The sequence below is a fragment of the Martinezella paranaensis genome (genome assembly GCF_014200235.1).
GTDB classification, from domain to species: domain Bacteria; phylum Pseudomonadota; class Alphaproteobacteria; order Rhizobiales; family Rhizobiaceae; genus Rhizobium; species Rhizobium paranaense.
The window spans coordinates 58730-84132 of record NZ_JACHBI010000020.1 but is presented as its reverse complement, the minus strand read 5'-3'; the positions used below and the strand labels follow the sequence as shown (position 1 = coordinate 84132).

24 protein-coding genes are annotated in these 25403 nt (G+C 59.7%); 17 read left to right on the top strand and 7 right to left on the bottom strand.

What is annotated here, in order from left to right:
* Positions 1 to 115 precede the first annotated feature (115 nt).
* Positions 116 to 1042 carry a pseudouridine-5'-phosphate glycosidase gene (locus tag GGD50_RS29750; RefSeq protein WP_107108219.1) on the bottom strand — a complete coding sequence of 309 codons (927 nt, stop codon included), beginning with the start codon at positions 1040 to 1042 and terminating at the stop codon, positions 116 to 118.
* Positions 1043 to 1079: 37 nt separating this feature from the next.
* Complete coding sequence (locus GGD50_RS29745; protein WP_107108218.1) at positions 1080 to 2033, bottom strand: carbohydrate kinase family protein; 954 nt, start codon at positions 2031 to 2033, stop codon at positions 1080 to 1082.
* 239 nt (positions 2034 to 2272) lie between these two features.
* On the opposite strand from GGD50_RS29745, the gene recA reads away from it, so the two are divergent.
* The 3 genes from recA to GGD50_RS29730 all read left to right on the top strand — a co-directional run bounded on the left by recA (position 2273) and on the right by GGD50_RS29730 (position 7262).
* Positions 2273 to 3358 (top strand): recombinase RecA, encoded by a 1086-nt coding sequence (recA, locus tag GGD50_RS29740; protein ID WP_107108217.1) that lies wholly within the window; start codon positions 2273 to 2275, stop codon positions 3356 to 3358.
* A gap of 253 nt (positions 3359 to 3611) precedes the next feature.
* Positions 3612 to 6272 carry an alanine--tRNA ligase gene (alaS, locus tag GGD50_RS29735; protein WP_107108216.1) on the top strand — a complete coding sequence of 887 codons (2661 nt, stop codon included), beginning with the start codon at positions 3612 to 3614 and terminating at the stop codon, positions 6270 to 6272.
* A gap of 138 nt (positions 6273 to 6410) precedes the next feature.
* Complete coding sequence (locus tag GGD50_RS29730) at positions 6411 to 7262, top strand: AraC family transcriptional regulator (RefSeq protein ID WP_107108215.1); 852 nt, start codon at positions 6411 to 6413, stop codon at positions 7260 to 7262.
* Between the two features lie 46 nt (positions 7263 to 7308).
* On the opposite strand, the gene GGD50_RS29725 is transcribed toward GGD50_RS29730, so the two are convergent.
* A complete protein-coding gene (locus GGD50_RS29725) occupies positions 7309 to 7935 on the bottom strand; it encodes a glutathione S-transferase family protein (RefSeq protein WP_107108528.1) in 627 nt (208 codons plus the stop codon).
* A gap of 122 nt (positions 7936 to 8057) precedes the next feature.
* Positions 8058 to 9272, bottom strand: coding sequence for an NADP-dependent isocitrate dehydrogenase (locus tag GGD50_RS29720; protein WP_107108214.1), 1215 nt, complete (start codon positions 9270 to 9272; stop codon positions 8058 to 8060).
* A 235-nt stretch (positions 9273 to 9507) separates the two neighbouring features.
* On the opposite strand from GGD50_RS29720, the gene GGD50_RS29715 reads away from it, so the two are divergent.
* From GGD50_RS29715 to GGD50_RS29655, 13 genes are all read left to right on the top strand, one after another.
* Positions 9508 to 10095, top strand: a complete 588-nt coding sequence (locus tag GGD50_RS29715; RefSeq protein ID WP_107108213.1) for a hypothetical protein — start codon at positions 9508 to 9510, stop codon at positions 10093 to 10095.
* Positions 10096 to 10264: 169 nt separating this feature from the next.
* Entirely contained in the window at positions 10265 to 11107 is an 843-nt protein-coding gene (locus tag GGD50_RS29710) for an RNA methyltransferase (RefSeq protein ID WP_107108212.1), read from the top strand.
* Entirely contained in the window at positions 11088 to 11888 is an 801-nt protein-coding gene (gene murI, locus GGD50_RS29705; protein WP_107108211.1) for a glutamate racemase, read from the top strand. The genes GGD50_RS29710 and murI overlap by 20 nt, the downstream gene beginning before the upstream one ends.
* A gap of 2 nt (positions 11889 to 11890) precedes the next feature.
* Positions 11891 to 12355: a GNAT family N-acetyltransferase gene (locus GGD50_RS29700; RefSeq protein WP_107108527.1), complete on the top strand. Its 465-nt coding sequence runs from the start codon at positions 11891 to 11893 to the stop codon at positions 12353 to 12355.
* 88 nt (positions 12356 to 12443) lie between these two features.
* Entirely contained in the window at positions 12444 to 13589 is a 1146-nt protein-coding gene (locus GGD50_RS29695; protein WP_107108210.1) for an alpha-hydroxy acid oxidase, read from the top strand.
* Positions 13590 to 13717: 128 nt separating this feature from the next.
* Positions 13718 to 15235: a helicase HerA domain-containing protein gene (locus GGD50_RS29690; RefSeq protein WP_107108209.1), complete on the top strand. Its 1518-nt coding sequence runs from the start codon at positions 13718 to 13720 to the stop codon at positions 15233 to 15235.
* 233 nt (positions 15236 to 15468) lie between these two features.
* Positions 15469 to 16086: a 30S ribosomal protein S4 gene (gene rpsD, locus GGD50_RS29685; RefSeq protein WP_107108208.1), complete on the top strand. Its 618-nt coding sequence runs from the start codon at positions 15469 to 15471 to the stop codon at positions 16084 to 16086.
* A gap of 70 nt (positions 16087 to 16156) precedes the next feature.
* A complete protein-coding gene (locus GGD50_RS29680; RefSeq protein ID WP_107108207.1) occupies positions 16157 to 17086 on the top strand; it encodes a glutaminase in 930 nt (309 codons plus the stop codon).
* A gap of 60 nt (positions 17087 to 17146) precedes the next feature.
* Positions 17147 to 18022, top strand: coding sequence for a tRNA 2-thiocytidine(32) synthetase TtcA (gene ttcA, locus GGD50_RS29675; protein WP_107108206.1), 876 nt, complete (start codon positions 17147 to 17149; stop codon positions 18020 to 18022).
* 142 nt (positions 18023 to 18164) lie between these two features.
* On the top strand, positions 18165 to 18857 hold the full coding sequence (locus GGD50_RS29670) for a Fic family protein (RefSeq protein ID WP_246451616.1): 693 nt from the start codon (positions 18165 to 18167) through the stop codon (positions 18855 to 18857).
* 85 nt (positions 18858 to 18942) lie between these two features.
* Positions 18943 to 19767, top strand: a complete 825-nt coding sequence (locus GGD50_RS29665) for an inositol monophosphatase family protein (RefSeq protein WP_107108204.1) — start codon at positions 18943 to 18945, stop codon at positions 19765 to 19767.
* Between the two features lie 17 nt (positions 19768 to 19784).
* Positions 19785 to 20609, top strand: a complete 825-nt coding sequence (locus tag GGD50_RS29660) for an inositol monophosphatase family protein (protein ID WP_107108203.1) — start codon at positions 19785 to 19787, stop codon at positions 20607 to 20609.
* 99 nt (positions 20610 to 20708) lie between these two features.
* Complete coding sequence (locus tag GGD50_RS29655; RefSeq protein WP_107108202.1) at positions 20709 to 21629, top strand: adenylate/guanylate cyclase domain-containing protein; 921 nt, start codon at positions 20709 to 20711, stop codon at positions 21627 to 21629.
* 22 nt (positions 21630 to 21651) lie between these two features.
* Here GGD50_RS29655 and GGD50_RS29650 read toward each other — a convergent pair whose 3' ends face one another.
* The 3 genes from GGD50_RS29650 to grxD form a co-directional block, all read right to left on the bottom strand.
* Complete coding sequence (locus tag GGD50_RS29650; RefSeq protein WP_107108201.1) at positions 21652 to 22932, bottom strand: multidrug effflux MFS transporter; 1281 nt, start codon at positions 22930 to 22932, stop codon at positions 21652 to 21654.
* Between the two features lie 13 nt (positions 22933 to 22945).
* Positions 22946 to 24178, bottom strand: a complete 1233-nt coding sequence (locus GGD50_RS29645; protein WP_107108200.1) for a multidrug effflux MFS transporter — start codon at positions 24176 to 24178, stop codon at positions 22946 to 22948.
* Between the two features lie 140 nt (positions 24179 to 24318).
* A complete protein-coding gene (grxD, locus tag GGD50_RS29640; RefSeq protein WP_107108199.1) occupies positions 24319 to 24654 on the bottom strand; it encodes a Grx4 family monothiol glutaredoxin in 336 nt (111 codons plus the stop codon).
* A 375-nt stretch (positions 24655 to 25029) separates the two neighbouring features.
* Here grxD and GGD50_RS29635 point away from each other — a divergent pair, with 375 nt between their 5' ends.
* Positions 25030 to 25329 (top strand): hypothetical protein, encoded by a 300-nt coding sequence (locus GGD50_RS29635; RefSeq protein WP_107108198.1) that lies wholly within the window; start codon positions 25030 to 25032, stop codon positions 25327 to 25329.
* Positions 25330 to 25403 lie beyond the last annotated feature (74 nt).

Below are 25403 nucleotides of genomic sequence, written 5' to 3'. Positions count from 1 at the left end.
CAGAATTCCCCTGCCATGATCCAATCTCCTTCAAACAGCTAGATTGAATCAGAAAGACAATATATAATCAACTATATGATTGGGTTTTCAGCCTAGAGCGGCTGCCTTTCTTGTCTCAATCCGTCAGGGCAACCGCGATTTCAGCGGCAAGGCGGGCATTGTTTTCGACCAGCGCGATATTGGTCTTCAGGCTGCGGCCGTCCGTGATGTCGAAGATGGTGCTGAGCAGATAGGGGGTGACTGCCTTGCCGGCGATCTCGTCGCGCTCGGCGCTATCCAAGGCGCGTTCGATGTAGATTTCCATCTCCTCGCGCGGGATTTCATCGGCTTCCGGCACGGGATTGGCGATCAGCATGCCGCCGTTGATGCCGAGCTGTTCACGCGTTGTCTGGAAGTTGGCGATCGCGGCCGGGCTGTTCAGCGTCAGCGGGCTCGGCAGGCCGGAAGAACGCGACCAGAAGGCGGGGAACTCGGCGCTGTCGTAGGTGACGACGGGTACGCCGCGAGTTTCGAGCACTTCCAGCGTTTTCGGAATATCGAGGATCGCCTTGGCGCCGGCGCAAACCACGATGACATCGGTGCGCGCTAGCTCTTCCAGGTCGGCCGAGATATCGAAGCTTTCCTCGGCGCCGCGATGCACGCCGCCTATGCCGCCGGTCGCGAAAACCTTGATGCCGGCGCGCGCCGCGGCGATCATCGTCGCGGCGACCGTGGTGGCGCCCGTGCGGCGCTCGGCAATCGCGAAGGCGAGGTCGGCACGCGACACCTTCATCGCGCCGCTGGTTTGGGCAAGCGCTTCCAACTCTTCAGGCTCCAGGCCGATATGCAGCACGCCGTGAATGACGGCGATCGTTGCCGGCACGGCGCCTTCCTGCCGGATGATGGCCTCGACGCTGCGCGCCATATCGATATTGCCGGGATAGGGCATGCCATGGGTGATGATGGTCGATTCCAATGCCACCAACGGCGCTCCGCGCAATTTTGCCGCAGCAACCTCCTTCGAATAGGAGATCGGCAGCAGGGGAGAAATAGGCTTGCTCATGGTTGTATCCGATTGGCTGAGATGGGAGATGCGAAATTCATGGGTTTAACGACAAGATAGCGGCTTCGGGAACAAGAGCCAGCATTGCGTTCAGAAGCTCGGGCGAAAGATCCTCCGCCGTGGCAAAAGGTGATTGCACGGTGATCGCGGCTGCCGCTGCCCCGTGGCGCGCGGCCTCGCTAAGATCGTGACCGGCGAGCAGGGCGGCGAGAACGCCGGCGGCAAGCGAATCGCCGGCGCCGGTGACATCGGCGACCTCATCGACGACGGGCGGCTGCAGGCTGATGGCGTCGTCACCGGAGAAGGCAATCAACTCGCGTTTGCCACGCGTGATGACGCCGCCCTTGAGGCCGAGCGCTCGCAGCCCGGCGACCCAACGACGCGGATCGTCCGGACGGCTCTCCGTCAGCGCCGCGGCTTCGGCCTCGTTCAGAAAAAGATGGCCGATACCGGCAAGGCAAGGCTTCAGGCGCATCACCTTGGCTGGGGAAATCGCGATGGCGGCTAGCGGTTTGCTGTTGGCGGCAGCGCGCATCGTGATGGCAGCCAACGTTTCTTCCGGCAGATTGGCGTCGCAAAGGATGAGATCGGCGGCTTCGAAGGCGTCACGGATGGCGCGGACCGCAAGCCGGCGCGGAACGAAGAGCTTGTAGAGTTCCATGTCGGCAAGCGCGATCACCAGATTGCCGTCGCGCTCCAAGATCGCCGTATAGCTCGGCGTCTTGCGGTCGAGAAAAACGAAGGGCTTGTCGTCGACGCCGGCATTGAGCGCCGCCTCCGCCACCATCTCGCCGGCCGCATCGCCGCCACGCGGCGAGATCAGCCGTACATCGAAGCCGAGGCGGGCCAGATTGCGTGCCGCGTTGAAGCCACCGCCGCCCGGTTCCTCGAACCAGGCGCCCGGGTTGCTGGCCCCCGGCGCCGTCTCGCCGAAGATGCGGCCGCGCCGGTCGATATGGGCACCACCCAGAACAAGAATCTTCTTTGCCATCCCGATCTCCTCAGCGGTTCCAAAGGCGAATCGAGCCGGGGAATTTTTCGCGCAGAATGCCGGACAAGGGCACGTAAGTGCTTGCTATGAAAGAAGAAAACAAATGTAGAACGGAATTCATTTTACCTTTTTCTTTCAATTGCTTGTTGTGCTCTTGTAGCATGAGAACAAATAGAGTACACAATTCTCATCAGCGGCGACATTGCTTGAGCGGCTTCAATAACCTAAAGGTGGATCGGATGTCTCAGAATTCTTTGCGGCTTGTAGAGGACAAATCGGTGGATAAAAGCAAGGCACTTGAAGCGGCACTCTCTCAAATTGAGCGGTCGTTCGGCAAGGGCTCGATCATGAAGCTCGGCTCGAACGAGAATGTGGTCGAAATCGAAACAGTTTCCACCGGCTCTCTGAGCCTCGATATCGCGCTCGGCATCGGCGGCTTGCCGAAGGGGCGTATCATAGAGATCTACGGACCGGAAAGCTCGGGTAAGACGACGCTGGCGCTGCAGACCATTGCAGAAGCCCAGAAGAAGGGCGGCATCTGCGCCTTCGTCGACGCCGAACACGCGCTCGATCCGGTCTATGCCCGCAAGCTCGGTGTCGACCTGCAGAACCTTCTGATTTCGCAGCCGGACACCGGCGAACAGGCGCTTGAAATCACCGATACGCTGGTGCGCTCCGGCGCCATCGACGTTCTCGTCGTCGACTCCGTTGCCGCGCTGACGCCGCGCGCCGAAATCGAAGGCGAAATGGGCGACAGCCTGCCGGGCCTTCAGGCTCGTTTGATGAGCCAGGCGTTGCGCAAGCTCACGGCTTCGATCTCGAAGTCCAACACCATGGTGATCTTCATCAACCAGATCCGCATGAAGATCGGTGTCATGTTCGGCTCGCCGGAAACGACGACTGGCGGTAATGCGCTGAAGTTCTATGCCTCCGTCCGTCTCGACATTCGCCGTATCGGCTCCGTCAAGGAGCGCGAAGAGGTGGTCGGCAACCAGACCCGCGTCAAGGTCGTCAAGAACAAGATGGCGCCTCCCTTCAAGCAGGTTGAATTCGACATCATGTATGGCGAGGGCGTTTCCAAAACCGGTGAGCTGATCGATCTCGGCGTCAAGGCTGGCATCGTCGAGAAGTCCGGTGCCTGGTTCTCCTATAACAGCCAGCGTCTCGGTCAGGGTCGAGAAAACGCAAAGCTCTTCCTGCGCGACAATCCGGATCTCTCCCGTGAGATCGAGCTGTCGCTGCGCCAGAATGCCGGTCTCATCGCCGATCGCTTCCTGCAGAATGGCGGACCTGATGCTGATGACAGCGACGCCGCGGACGCGTAATTTCCGCGAGCGATTTCAGGACTGATCAAGACTAAAATTCAAAACCGGCCGTATTGTCCAAGGGATGTGCGGCCGGTTTTGCTTGTGCGGCTGGACAGGGCCGGGAGCGGACGATAAAAGCCACTGGATTTATTAAATTTTGCCAGCGCGTGATCCCGAAAAAGTGCGAAGCGGTTTTTGAACAGGATCATACTAGGTGAAGGAACATGAGCGAGACGAAATCTCGCTCGAGGCAAGGACTGAAGGGCCCAATATGAGCGGTGTGAACGAAATCCGGTCGACCTTTCTCGACTATTTTAAGAAGAACGGCCACGAGATCGTACCGTCGAGCCCGCTTGTTCCGCGCAATGATCCGACGCTGATGTTCACCAATGCCGGCATGGTGCAGTTCAAGAACGTCTTCACCGGCCTGGAGCAGCGCCCCTACAAGACGGCATCGACGGCACAGAAATGCGTCCGCGCCGGCGGCAAGCATAACGACCTCGACAATGTCGGTTATACCGCCCGTCACCACACCTTCTTCGAAATGCTCGGCAATTTTTCGTTTGGCGACTATTTCAAGGAGCGCGCCATCGAGCTTGCCTGGAACCTGATCACCAAGGAATTCGGCCTCGATGCCAAGCGGCTGCTGGTGACGGTCTATCACACCGACGACGTTGCCTACGATCTTTGGAAGAAGATCGCCGGTCTCTCGGACGACAAGATCATTCGCATCGCCACCAGTGACAATTTCTGGGCCATGGGCGATACCGGCCCCTGCGGACCGTGCTCGGAAATCTTCTACGATCATGGTGATCATATCTGGGGCGGCCCTCCTGGCTCGCCGGAAGAGGATGGCGACCGCTTCATCGAGATCTGGAATCTCGTCTTCATGCAGTTCGAGCAGATCACCAAGGAGCAGCGGGTCGACCTGCCGCGCCCGTCGATCGACACCGGCATGGGCCTCGAGCGCGTTGCGGCTGTGCTGCAGGGCAAACATGATAATTACGATATCGACCTGTTCCGCGCGCTGATTGAAGCTTCGGAAGAGGCGACCGGCGTCAAGGCCGAGGGTGAGCGCCGTGCAAGCCACCGCGTCATCGCCGATCACCTGCGCTCGTCTGCCTTCCTGATCGCCGACGGCGTGCTACCGTCGAACGAAGGCCGCGGCTATGTCCTTCGCCGTATCATGCGCCGCGCCATGCGCCATGCGCAGTTGCTCGGCGCCAAGGATCCGCTGGTCTGGAAGCTGCTGCCGACGCTGGTTCAGCAGATGGGCCGCGCCTATCCTGAGCTCGTGCGCGCCGAAGCACTGATCTCCGAGACGCTGAAGCTGGAAGAAACCCGTTTCCGCAAGACGCTGGAACGCGGCCTGTCACTGCTTGCCGATGCGACTTCCACGCTGCACAAGGGCGACAGCCTCGACGGCGAGACCGCTTTCAAGCTCTACGACACCTACGGGTTCCCGCTCGATCTGACACAGGACGCATTGCGCGCCCGCGGCATCGGCGTCGATATATCGAGCTTCACCGATGCAATGGAACGGCAGAAGGCTGAGGCACGCTCGCATTGGGCAGGTTCCGGCGACAAGGCGACCGAAACCATCTGGTTCGAGCTCAAGGAGAAGTTCGGCGCGACCGAATTCCTCGGCTACGACACCGAAGCGGCTGAAGGCGTGATCCAGGCGATCGTCAAGGATGGTGTTGCCGTCGACAGCGCCTCGGCCGGCGACAAGGTGCAGATCATCGTCAACCAGACGCCTTTCTATGGCGAATCCGGCGGTCAGATGGGCGACACCGGCGTGGTCTCCAGCGACCACGGCAAGCTTTCGGTCAGCGATACCCAGAAGAAGGGCGAGGGCCTTTTCGTTCACAGCTCGGAAGTGTCGGAAGGCAAGATCAAGGTCGGCGACGCTGTTGTCCTGACGGTCGATCACAACAGGCGCTCGCGCCTGCGCGCCAACCACTCGGCGACCCACCTGTTGCATGAAGCGTTGCGCGAGGTGCTTGGCACCCATGTGGCGCAGAAAGGCTCTCTGGTCGCGCCTGAGCGCCTGCGCTTCGATGTTTCGCATCCGAAGCCGATGTCGGCCGAAGAGCTGAAAATCGTCGAGGATATGGCGAATGAAATCGTGCTGCAGAATTCGCCGGTTACAACCCGCCTGATGAGCGTCGACGACGCCATCGCCGAAGGCGCAATGGCGCTGTTTGGCGAAAAGTACGGCGATGAAGTGCGCGTGGTCTCCATGGGGCAGGGCGTGCGCGGCGCTAAATCCGGCAAGCCCTATTCCGTTGAACTGTGCGGCGGCACACATGTCTCAGGCACCGGCCAGATCGGTCTTATCCGCGTCCTCGGCGAAAGTGCCGTCGGCGCCGGCGTTCGCCGCATCGAAGCGGTGACGGGTGAGTCTGCGCGCGATTATCTTGCCGAGCAGGATGAGCGCGTGAAGACACTTGCCTCGACATTGAAGGTGCAGCCTGCCGATGTCGTGTCGCGCGTCGAGGCGCTGATGGATGAGCGTCGAAAGCTGGAGCGCGAACTGGCTGACGCCAAGCGCAAGCTCGCCATGGGCGGCGGTCAGAACGGCGCGGCGGATGCCGTGCGGGAAATCGGCGGCGTCAAGTTCCTTGGCAAGGCCATTTCCGGCGTCGATCCGAAGGATCTCAAGGGGCTTGCCGATGAGGGCAAGACCAGCCTCGGCTCCGGCGTCGTGACTCTAATTGGCGTCTCCGAAGACGGCAAGGCCAGCGCTGTCGTCGCGGTGACTGAAGACTTAACCGGTCGCTTCAGCGCCGTCGATCTCGTGCGCATCGCCTCGGCCGCTCTCGGCGGCAAGGGTGGGGGCGGACGTCCCGACATGGCCCAGGCCGGCGGTCCGGACGGCGCCAAGGCCGATGATGCAGTTGAGGCGGTTGCTGCAGCGCTCGCCGGCTAATAGCCAGTTTTCATATGCATATTTACAACCGGCGGGGGCTGATAGCTCCCGCCGTTTTCGTTTGTGCACGGAAGTCAGCAGGATTTGTCAAATCGAGATATGGTTCCTTGAGGCCGATCGATTTGCAAGAGGTTTGACATGAACGGCGAAACGGCATGGGCGCTTTATGAAACCCGTCTGAGGCGGGTTTCGGCCTATATCCATGAGCATCTGGATGAGGAGCTCGATATGGAAAAGCTTGCCGAGATCGCCTGCATGTCCAGCTATCATTGGCACAGGATCTATCGGGCGATCTATGGCGAGACGGCGGCTGCCACCGTCAAGCGGCTGCGGCTGCATCGTGCCGCCGGCGATCTCGTCAACACCTGTCTATCCGTCAACGACATTGCAAAGCGGTCGGGCTATCCCAACCTCCAATCGTTCAACCGCATCTTCAAATCCGTCTACGGCATGCCGCCGGCGCGATATCGGAATGAGGGAAGCCACACGATCTTCGAACCCAGTACCCAAGGAAGGATCACGGTTATGTTCGATGTTACGCTTCGCGCCATTTCTCCGATGTCACTGATCGGTGTCGCCCATCGCGGCTCCTATATGCAGATCGGTCAGGCTTTCGAAACACTCTTCGGCACCATCTATGCCCGCGGCCTTGGCAAGCCGGATATGCGCATGATCGGTGTCTATCTGGACGATCCCGATGTTGTGGATGTAGACAAGCTGCGCTCCTATGCCTGCGTCAACGCGGTCGACGAGGTTGCCGCCGATGCGCCGCTGGAGCGGCGAACAATCGATGGCGGCGAATATGCTGTGCTACGGCACAAGGGGCCATATTCCGATATGTACAAGGCCTATCAATGGCTCTATGCGGAATGGCTGCCTGCTTCCGGCCGGCAACTGCGCGATGCCGTGATGTTCGAGGAATATCTCAACAATCCTCGCGACGTGCCGCCGACGGAATTGCTGACGGAAATTCACATGCCGCTGCAATAGCAGCATGATATCTCACTTGATATTTTAGCTATAACTGATTGTCTTATCAGGGGTTCGGTTGCTTTGGCATCGCGGCGTTGTCCAGTTCGTTGCCGCGGCGGTAGGCGTCGCGGTCGCTGACGCGGCCCCAATAATCGATGAAAGCCTGACGCTTCTCTATGGTGCCGAAATTCAGGCCCCAGCCGACATGCGAACCGACATAGACGTCGGCGGCCGTGAAACGGTCGCCGGCGATGAACGGCGAGACGCTGACGGCCTGTTCCAGAGTGTCGAAGACATGGGCCAGACTGCCGCAGCCGGCCATGCGCAGGCGTTCCGGAGGGATTTCGAATCCCAGCGCGCGGTTGGTCACCGCCATCTCCATTGGGCCGGCGGCAAAGAACATCCAGCGGAAATAGCGGCCGCGTTCGGCTGCCGTCGGCGCAAGACCGACCTGCGGAAAGGTCTCGGCCAGGTACGCGCAGATGGCGGCGCATTCGGTGACGATGATGTCGCCATGCTTGACGGCCGGCACCTTGCCCATGGGATTGACCGAGAGATAGCCTGGCGCCTTCATCGTCGTACCGAAGTCGAGATATTCGGTGCGGTAGGGCTGGCCGATCTCTTCCAGCATCCAGCGGGCGATGCGCCCGCGCGACATCGGGTTGGTGTAGAAAACGAGTTCCTCGGTCATATGCTCCTCCTCATCAATCTTGCGATATTTTTGCCACCAGCCAAGCTTGACGGCAAGATTTTCCGGCAAAAGAAAACCCGGCGCTGAGGCCGGGTTTCCTGGAAGCTTGATGGTGCCGAGGCTTAAGCGGCCATGGCCTTCTTGAGGTTTTCGTCGATCTTGTCGAGGAAAGCGGTGGTGGAAAGCCACGGCTGGTCGGGGCCGATCAGCAGCGCCAGGTCCTTGGTCATGTAGCCGGCTTCGACGGTATCGACGCAGACCTTTTCGAGCGTCGAAGCGAACTTGGCGAGTTCGGCATTGTCGTCGAGCTTGGCGCGATGCGCGAGACCGCGGGTCCAGGCGAAGATCGAGGCGATCGAGTTCGTCGAGGTTTCCTGGCCCTTCTGGTGCTGGCGGTAGTGACGGGTCACCGTGCCGTGTGCGGCTTCGGCTTCGACCGTCTTGCCGTCCGGCGTCAGGAGAACCGAGGTCATCAGGCCGAGCGAGCCGAAGCCCTGGGCAACCGTGTCGGACTGGACGTCGCCGTCGTAGTTCTTGCAGGCCCAGACGTAGCCGCCGGACCACTTCAAGGCGGAGGCAACCATGTCGTCGATCAGGCGATGCTCGTAGGTGATGCCGGCTTCGTCGAACTGAGCCTTGAACTCGTTCTGGTAGACTTCTTCGAAGATATCCTTGAAGCGGCCGTCATAGGCCTTGAGGATGGTGTTCTTGGTCGACAGGTAGACCGGCCATTTGCGCATCAGGCCGTACATCATCGAGGCGCGGGCGAATTCGCGGATCGATTCGTCGAGGTTGTACATGGCCATGGCAACGCCGGCGCCCGGAGCGTTGAAGACTTCCTTCTCGATGACCGAGCCGTCTTCGCCGACGAACTTGATGGTCAGCTTGCCCTTGCCGGGGAATTTGAAGTCGGTGGCGCGATACTGGTCACCGAAAGCGTGACGGCCGACGACGATCGGCTGCGTCCAGCCCGGAACCAGGCGCGGAACGTTCTTGCAGATGATCGGCTCACGGAAGATGACGCCGCCGAGGATGTTGCGGATCGTGCCGTTCGGGCTCTTCCACATTTCCTTGAGGTTGAATTCCTTCACGCGGGCTTCATCCGGCGTGATCGTGGCGCACTTGATGCCGACGCCGTACTTCTTGATGGCGTTGGCGGCGTCGACGGTCACCTGGTCGTTGGTGGCGTCGCGGTTTTCGACCGAGAGGTCATAATAGTCGATATCGATATCGAGGTAGGGGAAGATCAGTTTTTCTTTGATAAGCTGCCAGATGATGCGAGTCATTTCGTCGCCATCGAGATCGGCAACTGGGTTTGCGACCTTGATCTTCTTCATGCTTCTGCCTCGTTTAAGCTGATGGGGACCGGATGTCCCAGTGAGTGATATGAAGTCCCGAGGGCTATAGCACCGCAAGTCCGGAACGCAAAGCCGATAGAGGCGCTGAAACGGCGTTTTTGCCGATCACGCCCACTTCATCGCGATGCATGCTTTTCAGGTCCGGGCCATTGCCAAAGTGCTGGATGCGACTAATGTCGCGCGAACGCTTCGCCGATCATCACGGATTTTTATCATGCAAAAAATTGCCGCTGCCGCGCTTCTCGCCGTCTTCCTTCCGCTCTCGCTAGGCGCCAATTCGGCCGCGGCAGCCGACGCGATGACGCCGGTCAAGACGGTGATGGATGCGACCGTGTCCAATTGGGCAGGTGGTGACAGCGACTGGCAGGATATTTTCGACGAGAGCAAGCTGAAGGATCTCTATAGCAAGGATTTCATTGCGAAATACCAGGCGGCGGCACAGTTCCCCGCTGCCGATGAAGACGGTATTTCGCCCTTCGATTATGATGTCATCGTCGGCGGACAGGATGCATGCCCATTGCAGGAGCTGAACATTGCCCCGCAACCGCCGAAAGGCGACACGACGGAGGTGATCGCCACCTTCAAGAAATCCGTCTGTATGGGCACCGAAGCTGACTACCAGAAAACGACCACCGTGCGCTTCGAAGTCATTAAGGAGGCTGGAAAGCCCGTCATCGATGACATCATCACGGTCGATGATGCCGGCCAAACCAATTCGCTGAAGTCGGTCATGCAGGACATCGTCAAGCAGCAGCAACAGCAGCCGACGGATCAGACGCCACAGCAGGACCAGCCGCAATGATCAGCTTATCGCCGGCGGGGCCTTATCTCGCCGGACGATAGCGGCATTGCCGACTACAGCCACGGCCCAATCGGTGCCGATAACCGACTTCTCCCTTGCCGATTGAGGCTCGCGCCGCTATTCCGGCCCTTGTTTGAGCGGTATGCTTACCGCCTGGGGATTTGAGTTCATGGCAGGTACCAATAGCGAGCGTCAACTTCTAGCCGAAGGGCCGGCCATTATTCTGGTCGAGCCGCAGATGGGCGAGAATATCGGCATGGTGGCCCGCGCCATGGCAAATTTCGGCCTGGCGGAATTGCGCCTCGTCAATCCGCGCGACGGCTGGCCGAATGAGAGGGCGCAGGCGACCGCCTCCAAGGCCGATCACATCATCGAGGCGACCAAAGTCTACGACACGCTGGAGCAGGCGATCGCCGATCTCAATTTCGTCTACGCCACGACCGCGCGTGAACGCGATGGCTATAAGCCCGTGCGCTCTCCGGTCGCCGCCGCCGAAACGCTGCGGGCGAGATTTTCAGCCGGCGAGGGCACCGGCATTCTCTTCGGCCGCGAGCGCTGGGGGCTGACCAACGAAGAAGTGGCGCTTGCCGACGAGATCGTGACCTTTCCCGTCAACCCCGCTTTCGCCTCGCTGAACATCGCACAAGCGGTGCTGCTGATGTCCTATGAGTGGATGAAATCCGGCATGGAGGATCTGGGAGCCGTGCCCTTCCAGGCGGTGGGACAGCGGCCTTCCACCAAGGAGCAGCTCTTCGGCCTGTTCGATCAACTCGAAGAAGCATTGGATGCGCGCAACTATTTCCATCCTGCCGGGAAAAAGCCGAAAATGGTCGACAATCTGCGCGCAGTCCTCTCGCGCCGGGCGTTTACGGAACAGGAAATCAGCGTCCTGCGCGGTGTGATCTCGTCCCTCGACCGCTTCTCGCGCAAATCTCCGCGCGGCAGCGGCTCGCACCCCCGATCCTCTGCTGCGCCCAAGGAAACCACAAGCGATGACAGCAACGGCGAATGAGCTGAAACCCATTCTAATCTTCGATTCGGGCATCGGCGGGCTGACCGTGCTGCGGGAAGCCCGTGTGCTGATGCCGGAGCGTGGTTTCATCTATGTCGCCGACGATGCCGGCTTTCCCTACGGCGGCTGGGAAGAACAGGCCTTGCGGGAGCGCATCGTCAGCCTCTTCGCCAAGCTACTCACGGACCACGATCCCGAAATCTGCATTATCGCCTGCAACACGGCCTTCACGCTCGCGGGCGCCGATCTGCGCGCCGCCTTTCCGCAGATGACCTTTGTGGGCACCGTGCCGGCGATTAAACCGGCTGCAGAGCGCACGCGCTCGGGGCTGGTTTCGGTATTGGCGACGCCGGGCACTGTCAAACGGGCCTACACGCGCGATCTCATCCAGTCCTTTGCGACCCAATGCCATGTCCGTCTGGTCGGTTCCGAGAATCTGGCGCGCATGGCCGAAGCCTATATTCGTGGCGATGCCGTCTCGGATGATGCCGTTCGCTCCGAAATCGACCAGTGTTTCGTCGAGAAGGAAGGGCGGAAGACCGATATCGTCGTGCTCGCCTGTACGCACTATCCCTTCATGGCCAATATCTTCCGCCGGCTGGCGCCCTGGCCGGTCGATTGGCTCGATCCTGCCGAAGCGATCGCACGCCGTGCCCGCAGCCTGGTGCAGCAGGTGGCCGATGCCGTGCATCCAGACAATTTCGATTTTGCCGTCTTCACCTCCGGTGCGCCGGATTTCCCCACCCGCCGGCTGATGCAGGGTTTTGGGCTCAAGGCTTGATGATGACTGACAAGGTTTCGTTGCGTAAACTCGATCTCGCGGACATGCCGGCGGCTGCGGCCGTCCACCGCGCTTCCTTCAACGAGCGGCTGCCGACGCTTGCCGGACTTCACACGCCGGAAGAGGATGTCGGCTTCTGGAGGGCGGTGGTCTTCAAGGATTGCCAAATCTGGGGTGCGGAAGAGGGTGGCCGCCTCGTCGGCGTCATCGCCTTTCTCGAGGATTGGATCGACCAGCTTTATGTTCTGCCCGAGGCGCAGGGACGTGGCATCGGCAGCCGCCTGCTCGATATCGCAAAATCGACCTATCCAGTTCTATCGCTCTGGACATTCAAGAGAAATGAGCCTTCACGCCGCTTTTACGAGAAACACGGCTTCTTCGCAGTTGACGAGTCTGACGGGGCAGGCAATGAGGAAAAGGAGCCGGATGTGCTTTACAAGTGGGAAGCACGCTTGCACCGGATGTAATTCACGATCGGACTGAGCGGCGGACTATTGGGAGGTCGATATTTGATGTCTTTTGAGAATGATTGCAGTGTCGTTGTCGAGGCAAGCCATGCGTCTGCGTGATTGCCACAACTTCCATGATTTTCGCCTTCTCGCGAAAAAGCGTCTTCCCGGCCCGATCTTCAACTATATCGACGGCGCAGCCGACGACGAAGTGACGCTGCGGCGAAATACGTCGAGCTTCGAAAGCTGCGATCTCGTTCCCAACGTCCTGCGCGGCGTCAGCGAGATCGACATGTCTGTCACCGTCATGGGACAAAAGCTCGCTACCCCCTTCTATTGCTCGCCGACGGCGTTGCAGCGGCTGTTCCATCATGAGGGCGAGAATGCGGTTGCAGCCGCAGCCTCTTCGCTCGGCACAATGTTCGGCGTTTCGTCGCTCGGCACCGTCAGCCTCGAAGAAATCCGCAAGAAGTATCCGGGGCCCCAGGTTTACCAGTTCTATTTCCACAGGGATCGCGGGCTGAACCGCGCGATGATGGAGCGCGCGAAGGATGCCGGCGTCAACGTAATGATGCTGACGGTCGACAGCATTACCGGCGGCAATCGCGAGCGTGATCTTCGCACCGGATTCTCCATTCCGTTCAAGCTCAATCTGGCTGGTGTCACCCAGTTCGCCATCAAGCCTGCCTGGGCGCTGAACTATCTCACGCACGAGAAATTCCGCCTGCCACAGCTCGAGGAGCATGTGGACATGAGCGGCGGCGCCATGTCGATCGGCAAGTATTTCACCGAGATGCTTGATCCGTCGATGAACTGGAACGATGTCGCCGAAATGGTGAAGCACTGGAACGGGCAGTTCTGCCTGAAGGGCATCATGTCGGTGGAGGACGCCAAGCGTGCGGTCGATATCGGATGCACGGGCATCGTGCTTTCGAACCATGGCGGCCGGCAATTGGACGGCTCGCGCTCCGCCTTCGACCAACTAGCGGAGATCGCCGATGCCGTCGGTGACCGCATCGATGTGATGATGGATGGCGGCATCCAACGCGGCACGCATGTCCTGAAGGCCCTGTCGCTCGGCGCAAAGGCTGTCGGTATCGGCCGCTTCTATCTCTATCCGCTGGCCGCTGCCGGTCAGGCGGGTGTGGAGCGCGCGCTACGGCATTTGCGCACCGAGATCGAGCGCGACATGAAGCTGATGGGATGCACCTCGGTCAGCGAGCTGTCGCGGGCCAATATTCGGTTCCGCTGATATCAGCAATCGCCTGTGGGTTTTTTCAATCCACGGGCGCGAAGCCTGGAAATCTTTGATAGACGGAGGTGCCCCGTTTCTGAAAGATGGGCGCCTTCACATCTGAGTCTTGTCAAAGGGGTAGTGCATTGCAGGTCGGCATCGACATGGGAACGGCGTCCGGCGGGACCAGCGCCCAACTCGATATCGAGGAACTGCTGGCAACGCGTCTCCTCGTGCAGGGCAATTCCGGTTCCGGAAAATCGCATCTGTTGCGGCGTCTGCTGGAGCAATCGGCGCAATGGGTGCAGCAGGTCATCATCGATCCCGAGGGGGATTTCGTCACGCTGGCTGACAAGTTCGGCCATCTGGTGGTGGATGGCGAGCGCACCGAGGCTGAACTTGCCGGGATCGCCAACCGCATCCGCCAGCATCGCGTCTCCTGCGTTCTGACGCTGGAAGGGCTCGACATCGAGCAACAGATGCGTGCCGCCGCCGCCTTCTTGAACGGCATGTTCGATGCCGATCGCGAATATTGGTATCCAGTGCTCGTCGTCGTCGACGAGGCGCAGATGTTTGCCCCCTCGGTCGGCGGCGACGTCTCGGAAGATGCGCGCAAGATGTCGCTGGGCGCCATGACCAACCTGATGTGCCGCGGCCGCAAGCGCGGACTGGCCGGCGTCATCGCCACACAACGCCTCGCCAAGCTTGCCAAGAACGTTGCGGCCGAGGCCTCGAATTTCCTGATGGGCCGCACCTTTCTGGATATCGACATGGCCCGTGCGGCCGACCTGCTCGGCATGGACCGACGACAGGCGGAAATGTTCCGCGACCTGAAGCGGGGCAATTTCGTAGCGCTCGGTCCGGCGCTGTCGCGTCGGCCGCTGCCAATCACCATCGGCACGGTCGAAACCTCGGCGCGCTCCTCTAGCCCCAAGCTGATGCCGTTGCCGGACGCGCCGCAGGATGTGGAGGATTTGATCTTCACGCCGGATCCGGAGGAATTCTCACGGCCGGCCATTCGCCGCGCCACGCCGGCACCGCGTCCGACGACGGATATTCTGGCGGAGCTCTCGCGCTCAGCGCCTGCTGCCAGTGCTGCGCCGGCTGAACCGAAGGTGAGCCAGCCGGAATTGTCGGCTGAGGACCGCGAGGCGAGGGTGAGTGCCGTACTCTCCGAAATCCTCGATGATCCAGCCTCGGCCTTCCGCACCGATTCAGTGCTCTATCAGGAATTCCTTGTCCGGCTGCGTATGCGTCGCGTGCCGGGTGTGCCGATATCGCTGCCGGAGTTTCGCCGCCGCGTTGCCATCGTACGCTCTGGTGCCGATGAGGCGACGATGGCGACTGACGCCTGGGCGACAGCTCTGTCGCTCTCCTCCGGTGTCACCGACGATCTCCAGGGCGTCTTCCTGCTGCTTGCCAAGGCGGCCGTTTGTGGCGAGCCATGCCCCTCCGACGCCCGCATAGCCCGTGCCTACGGCACCCACTCGGCCCGTCGCGCCCGGCGCCTGCTCAGCTATTTCGAAGAACAGGGCAGCGTCGTCGTCCACACGGATTTTTCCGGCAAGCGCATCGTCGCATTCCCGGACATCGGCTGCCAGACTACGCCGGGTGACGCCAATGCGCCCGACGTCCATGGCGGGGAGCAGGCGGCGGCGGAATAACTGTCGTATTCTCCGCAAAGCGCGTTTGGCGCTGTTGACATTTTCATGACGACCCCTTAGAGACCGCGCCAACGCCGGGCAGAAATGTCCGGTGTTTCATTTGACATGTCCCGTGGTTTCGTCCGTTCGCTAACGTGAGAAACCTGTCAGAGCTCGCAAAAGGGGTTCAGAGGAGGGCGTGTTTCCTTCGCGGTTCGGCAACGGGCCGCTACAACACTTTGAAAGGAAATGCGATGAGCAAGCGCGAATCGTCCAAATACAAAATTGACCGCCGTATGGGCGAAAACATCTGGGGCCGTCCGAAGTCTCCGGTCAACCGCCGCGAATACGGCCCGGGCCAGCACGGCCAGCGCCGCAAGGGCAAGCTCTCCGACTTCGGCGTGCAGCTCCGCGCAAAGCAGAAGCTGAAGGGCTACTACGGCGACCTGCGTGAAAAGCAGTTCCGTGCCATCTTCGATGAAGCTAACCGCCGCAAGGGCGACACTTCGGAAAACCTGATCGGCCTGCTCGAATCGCGCCTCGACGCGATCGTCTACCGCGCCAAGTTCGTTCCGACCGTTTTCGCTGCCCGTCAGTTCGTCAACCATGGCCACGTCACGGTGAACGGCGTTCGCGTCAACATCGGTTCTTACCGCTGCAAGGCCGGCGACGTTATCGAAGTTCGCGAAAAGTCGAAGCAGCTCGTGACCGTTCTGGAAGCTGTTAGCCTCGCTGAGCGTGACGTTCCGGACTACGTCGAAGCCGACCACAATAAGATGGTTGCGACCTTCGCTCGCGTTCCGGCCCTCGGCGATGTACCGTATCCGGTCGTCATGGAACCGCATCTGGTCGTCGAATTCTATTCGCGTTAATAGGCGGATATCTTCTTACGAATGCAAAAGCCGCTCTTTTCGAGCGGCTTTTTTGTCTTTGGAGCGGCCGATGAGCGATTTGCAGGCAATTCTCGACAGCATCCATGCGGAGCTTTTGCCGCGCCTCGGCGAAGGCAAGGTCGCCGACTATATTCCGGAGCTCGCCAAGGTCGATCCGAACCAGTTCGGAATGGCGATCGCGACGGTGGACGGCAATGTCCGCAGCATCGGCGACGCCGATATTCCCTTTTCCATTCAGAGCATTTCCAAGGTCTTCATGCTGACCTTGGCGCTTGGCAAGGTGGGTGAAAGCCTATGGAAGCGCGTCGGGCGCGAACCTTCCGGTACGGCCTTCAATTCTATCGTCCAGCTTGAGCGGGAGGAGGGAATTCCGCGCAATCCCTTCATCAATGCCGGTGCGATCGCCGTCAGCGATATCGTGCTCTCCGGCCATGCGCCACGGGAGGCGATCGGTGAGTTGTTGCGCTTCGTGCGCTACGTCGCCGACGACGAGTCGATCACCATTGACGATAAGGTGGCGCGCTCGGAGACGCAGACCGGTTACCGTAACGTCGCGCTCGCCAATTTCATGCGCGCCTATGGCAATCTCGATCATCCTGTGGAGCACGTACTCGGCGTCTATTTCCATCAATGCGCTCTGTCGATGAGTTGCGAGCAACTGGCCAAGGCGGGCCTTTATCTCGCGGCTCGCGGCACCAATCCGATCACCGGCCATTCCGTCGTATCGCCGAAGAGGGCGCGACGCATCAATGCGCTGATGCTGACATGCGGCCATTATGACGGCTCCGGCGATTTCGCCTATCATGTCGGCTTGCCCGGCAAGAGCGGCGTCGGTGGCGGCATTCTCGCGGTGGCGCCGGGTATCGGTTCGATCGCGGTCTGGTCGCCGGGGCTGAACAAGGTCGGCAATTCGCAGCTTGGTGCGGTGGCGCTGGAAATGCTCGCCGCACGTACCGGATGGTCGGTCTTCGGTGATTGATATGGTGTCTTCCCGCCTTGCTTTCTGGTATCAGCGTGGCGAAGCCCGAGGTATGACAAGATGAATATCGCAACGACGGTAGCGGACGAGCTCGATATCGAAGCCGAGGATGGCCATGGTGCCGTCCATCCGCTGTTTGCCGACGCGCCGCGGTCGGTCTCCTTCAATAAGCTGCGCAAGCGCCTGCTGCGTCAGGTGCGTCAGGCGCTCGAAGATTTCCAGATGCTGAAGGGCCAGAAGCGTTGGCTCGTCGGTCTGTCCGGCGGTAAGGATTCCTATGGGTTGCTGTCTATCCTGCTCGATCTCAAATGGCGCGGCCTGCTGCCGGTCGAGTTGATCGCCTGCAATCTCGATCAGGGGCAGCCGAATTTCCCGAAGCATATACTGCCGGAGTATCTGACGAAGATCGGTGTCGAACACCGGATCGAATATCGCGACACCTATTCGATCGTGAAGGAAAAGGTGCCGGAGGGCGCCACCTATTGCTCACTCTGTTCGCGCCTGCGCCGCGGCAATCTTTATCGCATCGCCCGTGAAGAGGGCTGTGACGCCCTGGTGCTCGGTCATCATCGTGAGGATATCCTCGAAACCTTCTTCATGAATTTCTTCCACGGCGGTCGGCTGGCCTCGATGCCGGCGAAGCTCTTGAACGACGAGGGCGACCTGATGGTGCTGCGTCCGCTCGCCTATGCCGCCGAAGACGATCTCGCCAAGTTTGCCGCCGCCATGCAGTTTCCGATCATCCCCTGCGATCTCTGCGGTTCGCAGGACGGTCTGCAGCGCAATGCGATGAAGGACATGCTGGCCGATATCGAACGTAGCATGCCCGGCCGCAAGGATACGATGCTGCGGGCGCTGGCGCATGTGAACCCGTCGCATCTGCTGGACCCCAAGCTGTTTGATTTTGCTGCGCTGATGACTGCGAAGCCGGAATAGATAAGGCGATGGTTCTCGGCGCTTTTTCCGTCTAACCTACAATCGGATCGTCGAAATTCGAAAGCAGTCCGTCATGACGCCGTCCCAAGACGCGGAGCAACTTCTCGCCAAAAAGCATGAGCTTGATCAACTCAAGCGAAACATGGTCGTGGGCGGGTTGGACGGTCTGGAACATGCGCAGCGGATCGACATTACGTACACATCGAACGCGATCGAAGGAAACACCCTGACTGCGGGCGAGACGGCTCTGGTCATTGAAAAGGGCATCACCGTCGGCGGAAAGCCGCTCAAGGACCATCTGGAGGCCATCGACCACGCGCGGGCATTGGATTGGGTGGTCGAGATTTCCGCCGACGGCAGCGGACCGATCACGGAGGCGGACATACGCAATCTCCACCATTTGGTGGTCGCCCAATCAAAGCCCGAGATCGCCGGCCGCTATGCGGATCGTGCCCGTTACGTCAACACGGATGCTGGTGCGCATCATTTTCCGTCACCGACCGAAGTTGTGGCATTGATGGGTGATTTCTGCCGCTGGCTCGGACATGCGGAGAATTCGCCGGAAACAGCGTTCAGAGCACATCGGCAATTGGTCCGCATCCATCCTTTTAACGACGGCAACGGGCGTACCGCCCGGCTGCTGATGAATTTGGTGCTGCTTAGAGCCGGATTTCCGCCTATAGCCATCCGACCCGAAGATCGCCCTGCCTACATTGCCGCTCTGGAAGAGGAGCAACGTGGCGGTGGACACGAAGCCTTTGATAACATGATGTATCGGCGGCTGGGTCAGACCTTGGATCTTTATATAGACGCAGCACGGCAGGCGCGGGCTTAGGCAGTCGCTAAAAGCTGAGCTTTTGCCACATCGGCGTCATCGAATCGGGCATAAGAGGGGCTCCCTCTTCAGACAAAGGCCACCGATGACGCTCTCCGATTTAGACTTCGAATATCTGATGGCAACAGTAGCAGAGGCTGCGGCGCAGGAAATCCTGCCGCGCTTCCGCAATCTGGGCGTTGGTGGTATTTCCGAAAAAACCTCGGCCATCGATGTGGTGACGCAAGCTGATCTGTTGGCGGAAAAACATATCACAGCGGCGCTGAAAGCGCGCTTTCCCGACGCACTCATCGTGGGGGAGGAAGCCTACGAGGCCGACAAGTCGGTCGTGCCGGCGTTGGCGGATGCGGAACTCGCCTTTGTCATCGATCCCGTAGACGGAACCTTCAATTTTGCATCCGGTTCGCCTCTTTTCGGAACGATCCTCGCCGTTGTCGCCAAGGGCGAGACGATTGCCGGTATCATCCATGATTCCGTGCTTGGGGATACGGTCACCGCCATACGTGGTGCCGGCGCCTATTTGCGGCGACGGGGAGGGCAGGTGAGCCGGCTCGCGGTTGCTCCGGTCGTACCGTTGAGCCAGATGGCGGGCTTGATATCCTGGCTCTATTTGGACGAGCCGGATCGTTCGCGCATCAGCACCAATATGGCGAAGATACGCATGCCTTTTTCGCTGAATTGTTCGGCCTATGAATATTGGTTGATTGCGTCGGGCAGGATCCACTTCATTGGTCACGCGAGGCTGATGCCCTGGGATCATCTCGCTGGCGTGCTCATTCATCAGGAGGCTGGCGGCTTTGCCGCAAAATTCGACGGCACGCCTTATCTTCCCGCTGAAACGACGGGCGGCATTATTTTGGCACCTGATGAGGAAAGCTGGCGGATGATCCGCCGCGAGATCATTGGCTGATTGGAAAGGATTGCATCATGACATCGCCCGTTGACATTACGACCCTGGCCGAGCTTTTGCGCCGTGCAGCGCAGGCGGAAATTCTGCCACGTTTTCGCAGACTCGGCAGTGACGATGTCCGCGCCAAGAGCGAGGCGACCGATCTCGTGACCGAAGCGGATGAGCAGGCCGAGCGGATGATCAAGGCGGAGGCCAAACAGCTTTGGCCGGGCGCGCTTTTCATCGGCGAAGAGTCGGTTGCCGCAGACCCCGCGCTGATCGATAAGATATCCGGGGCGGAGCTGGCCATCATCGTCGATCCCGTCGACGGCACCTTCAATTTCGCCTCCGGCATCCCCGCATTCGGCGTCATGGCTTCGGTGATCTCCAAGGGTGAGACAGTGGCCGGCATCATCTTCGACCCAATGGGTGACGATTGGGTGCTGGCGGAAAAGGGCAGCGGGGCCTGGCTCCGACGGCCGGATGGCGAGGCGCAGCGCCTCTCCGTGGCAACGCCGGTTGCACTGGAAGACATGGTCGGCATGGCCTCCACCGGTTACCTGCCGAAGGGCAAGCGTGCGGAGATCATGGGCAATCTCGCCAAGGTTCGCTTTCTCACCAACTACCGCTGCGCGGCCCATGAATACCGCACCTTTGCCGGCGGGCACGTCCATTATCTCATGTATAACAAGCTGATGCCTTGGGATCATTTGGCTGGCACCCTGATCTCGGAGGAGGCGGGCGCATACCCCAGGCGCCTCGATGGCTCGCCCTATCTGCCGCATCATGTCGAGGGCGGCCTGTTGATTGCACCGGACAGGGCATCATGGGACGTGTTGAGGCGAGAGGTTTTCACCGTTTGAGATAGCGGTGTTCCCACTTGGAAAGTCGTCAGCGGAACATTATGTTCACTCACGCTATGCAACCGCCGTTTGGCGGGATCTCCGGCTGGGACAAGCTAGATGACCGAAACGAGCCGCAAGCTGACCACCATCTTCTCCGCCGACGTTCAAGACTATACGCGCTTGATGCGGAACGACGAGGAAGGCACGCTCGCGACGCTGAAACGCTATCGCGACGCCATGGCGCGACTGATCGAAGCGCACGGCGGCCGGGTGATCAACACCTGGGGTGACGGGGTATTTGCCGAATTCCCCAGCGTTGTCGAGGCCTTGCGCGCGGCAATCGACGTACAAAACGAACTTGCCGGCTATAATGCCAGCAGCGACTCCGATACGCAGATGCTCTTCCGCATCGGTCTCAACCTTGGCGACGTCATCGCCGAAGGCAACGACATCTATGGCGATGGTGTCAACATCGCCGCCCGCCTTCAGGCATGTGCAGTCGCCGGCGGCATTGTCATTTCGAATACGGTCTACGACCAGGTCCGTAACAAGGTGGCAGTAGGCTTCGATTTTCTCGGCCAACTGGAGGTCAAGAACATCGACGGCGGCGTACCGAGCTATGCGGTGCGGATTGGCGCATCTCAAACGGATTCATCACCGACACATCCTCGCAGCGTCCGAGAACAAGCTCCCAGTACGCCCACGACCATCGTGGAAGCCGCTGTGCGAGGTGAGCGCAGTTACGGCGTGCTTGCGGTGATCGCTGCGGGTCTGGTGGCGCTCAATATTCTCACATGGCACGGCGAGTTTTGGGCGGCGTGGCCAGTGCTTGGCATAACGATGGCCGCCGGGCTTCGCTGGGCGCGGACGAATACGCAGTTTGATCGCCGCCTTGCCACTTTCGCGGTGGTCGGCGCCGGCCTCGTCGGTGTCAACTTTCTATCATGGCACGGCACACCCTGGGTGATCTGGCCGCTATTGGGTCTAGCGGTTCTTGCCGGCATTCGCTGGGTTAAGCGCCAACGCGGCGACATCTGACGCCGCGTTGAGAGACTGTTGCTCAAACATGCCCCATGCCAGGCTCAAGCTGCGGGCTGTCGCCCGGATGAGTAAAGAGCTTGCCCTTTTCCGCCCATAGCGTGGCAACAATCGTCAAGGCCCCGAAAATCGTGAGGCCGGCAATCAGCGGCTGGACGGTTCCATCGAACATCTGACCGACGATGCCGCCGAGCAATACGCCGCCGGTGGTGGAAACGGAGCTGGTAATTGCTGCAGCCGTGCCCGCCAGATGACCCATCGGCTCCAGACTGATGGCCATGAAATTGGTGGTGATGACCGCAAACATCATCAACATCACCGAGATCAGAATATAGGTGAACAGGAAGCTCGGCAGCCCCGCCGTGCCAGCGACATAACCGAAGGCGCCGAGAACGGTGAAGATGATCATCGCGACATGGGAGATGCGCCGCATACCGTAGCTGCGAACGAAATAGCCGTTGGCAAACTGAGCAACCGCAGTGCCTCCCGCCGTTGCTGCAAAAGCGATCGGAAACCAATCGCCGAGACCATAGACTTCGCCGAAGACCTGCTGAACCGAGACCACATAGGCGCAGATGACGCCGGTAAAGAGCGTCAAACCGAGCATGTAGCCGCAGGTGACGCGGTTGGTCAGGACTGTTTTGAAGCCGGACATCACCGAACTGATGGAGAGCGGCAGGCGCTCATTGTCAGGCAAGGTTTCCTTCATGCGAAAGAACGCGATAAGGAAGAGAGCGGCGCTTGCGATACCCAGCGCAATGAAGATCCATTGCCAGTTCGAATGGGCAACGATCAACTGACCGACGGAAGGGGCGACCATCGGCATGATCATGAAAACGATGGTGACATAGGACATGACTCGCGCCATTTCGCGGCCGCCGAAGCAATCGCGGACGATCGCCAAGGTGGTGATCCGAACGGCGGCAGCCCCGACGCCCTGGATGAAGCGCAACACGAGCAACGTCGTAAGGCTGCCGCTCCAAGCGGCAGCAAACAGCGTTACGGTATAGAAGATGAGGCCGCCGAGGAGGATATTCCGCCGGCCATAGGCATCGGACAGGCTGCCGAAAAATAGCTGGCAGATACCGAAGCCGAGGAAATAGACACCGATGACCAATTGCGTGTCATTGGGATTGGCGACCGCCAGCGACTGGCCGATATTCGGCAGGGCCGGCAACATGCTGTCTATGCCCATCGAGATGCTCGCCGTCATCAGCGCAATGATGATGATGAATTCGACGATGCCGAGGCCGATGCGGGCGGAGCCGGATTGCTCCGCGGGCTTTGTTTGGGTCGGGTTCATGTCAAAATGCCTGTCAGTGAAGGGCGAGGGACTGGTCGGAGGGCGGGGGCGCATTCTGCGGCCTAAAGAGGCGCCCCTTCTCGGCGATGAGCACGAAGCCGATGCCGACTAGCGAGACCGTGAAATAGCCGATGATCATCGGCGTTGCCGTCCCGTCGTAGAGCTGACCGATCGCCGCGCCGATCGAGGCGCCGCCGACCGTGCTCATGAAACCAAGCACCGAAGAAGCGGTGCCGGCGACATGGCCTAATGGCTCCATGGCGAGCGAGTTGAAGTTCGAGCCGATCCATCCGAACTGGAACATGGCCAGCGCGAAGAGGATCATGAACAGCGGGAAGGGCATCGGCGCCGGGCCATAGATCTGCACCATTAGCCAAAGGAAGGTGATGGTTGCGAAGCCGATGAGAGCGGCATGCGACAGCCGCCGCATGCCGAAGCGCCCGACGAGTTGCGAATTTATGAAGGAGGACAGCGCCATGAACAGCGCGACGCCGCCGAAGGCAAGGGGTGTGTAGACGCCAAGCCCGTAAATGTCGTTATAGACCTGCTGCGCCGAATTGATGAAGCCGAACAGCGCCCCGAACAAGAAGGTGTTGGCGATCGTGTAGCACAGGGCGACGCGGTTCGTCAGAACCATGCCGAAGCCGGAAATGACCGATTTTACGGTAAGCGGGCGGACATTCTCCGGCTTGAGCGTTTCCGGCAGTCGGAAATACATCCAGATGCCGACAAGCGTCGCCATAGTGCCTATGAAGACGAAGATCATGTGCCAGGTGCTCATCAGCATGATGACCTGCCCGCTTCCCGGCGCGATGACCGGTACGATCATGAAGACCATCATGATCAGCGACATGACCTCGGCCATCTGACGGCCGCCGAAAACGTCACGGACGATCGAGATGGTGATGACGCGCGTTGCAGCCGAGCCCAGGCCCTGGATGAAGCGCAAGGCAAGCAGGCCTGCAAAGGACGGGATCAGCGCAATGCCGAAGGCGGAGATGATGTAGACGGCAAGGCCGATCAGCAGCGGCACGCGGCGGCCGAAGCGGTCAGATAGCGGGCCGTAGAAAAGCTGCGCAGAGCCGAAACCGATCAGATAGGCGGTTACGACATACTGCCGGTGGTTTTCGTTTTCCACGCCGAGACTGGAGCCGATTTGCTGCAGGGCGGGGATCATGATGTCGATGGCCAGCGAATTGACCGCCATCAGGAAGGCCGCGAGCACAATGAACTCGCGTTTACCCATGGGCAATTGCCCCTGGGCCGTAGCCTGGGATGTAGTCGTCACGGTTTTATTCCCATAAACATATCAAGGCGCCGCCCGGCGGCAGCGCCTTATCAACTGAATTGGACTATGGAAACCGGACGAAAGTGCCCGGTGACCGGTCAGGCGGCGCCGCGCACGCTGATGCCGTTTTCCTGAAGATGCTGCTGCAGCTCGCCCGCCTGGAACATTTCGCGCACGATGTCACAACCGCCGATGAATTCGCCCTTCACGTAGAGCTGCGGGATGGTGGGCCAATTGGAATAGTCCTTGATGCCCTGGCGAATTTCCGAATCGGCCAGAACATTGATGCCCTTATAGTCGACACCGATATAGTCGAGGATCTGGACCACCTGGCCCGAGAAACCACACTGCGGGAACTGCGGAGTACCCTTCATGAAGAGAACGACGTCGTTGCTCTTCACTTCGTTGTCGATGAATTCGTTAATGCCGCTCATGTCTCGTCCTTTCACATGCGGGTTCAAGGTCCGCAGCTTCAAATCTTATCCTTAAATAGCAAGGTGAAGGTTCGATTTCCAGCCGCAATCATGCACCCGCGATGTTTTTCATCGCATGAATGGGCTTTCGCGCAACAATGGTTCCGAATAATGGCGCAACTCGGGAATTAGCGACTTTTTTTGAACAGTGCGTTTTGAAATCGCACCTTCAACGTGGAAGCTGAACAACACACATAGCAAGAAACAAGGGACGCTTAGTATCGTGCCGCGGGCCTATTTTTGCCGGGGGTGGGAAATGTTGATTCATGCCGACGAAGGCGGCGTGACGGATACCAGTCCCTTTTTTTGACATGCATTTTTGAGGGAGTGGGCACCATGAGCCATCATCACTATTCCGACGGCCAGGTCGGCGAAGAGCGCGAATTTTATGGCGCCAGTGAAACGAGTGAAGGCGAACGGGAGTATTACGAGCATGTTCGTCCCCCCAGAGCATCGATGCTGAACAGCGCCATCTCCGTCAGCATCATCGTCTTGGTTCTCAGCTTCGCTTTCGGTTATCACGGGTCCACAACGCCAACGCAGCAGGCCCAGGCTGCGACTATTCAGAAGGTCATGACTGCTCCGTCGAGCGATTCCTGCTCCGACCTCTCGCCCTATGCCGGAAGAGATTGCTGATATCGGAGATTCCTTAACCATATCGTGGGAACCTCCCGCACAGCTTTCACGATAGACTGCCATGAAAAAGCCGA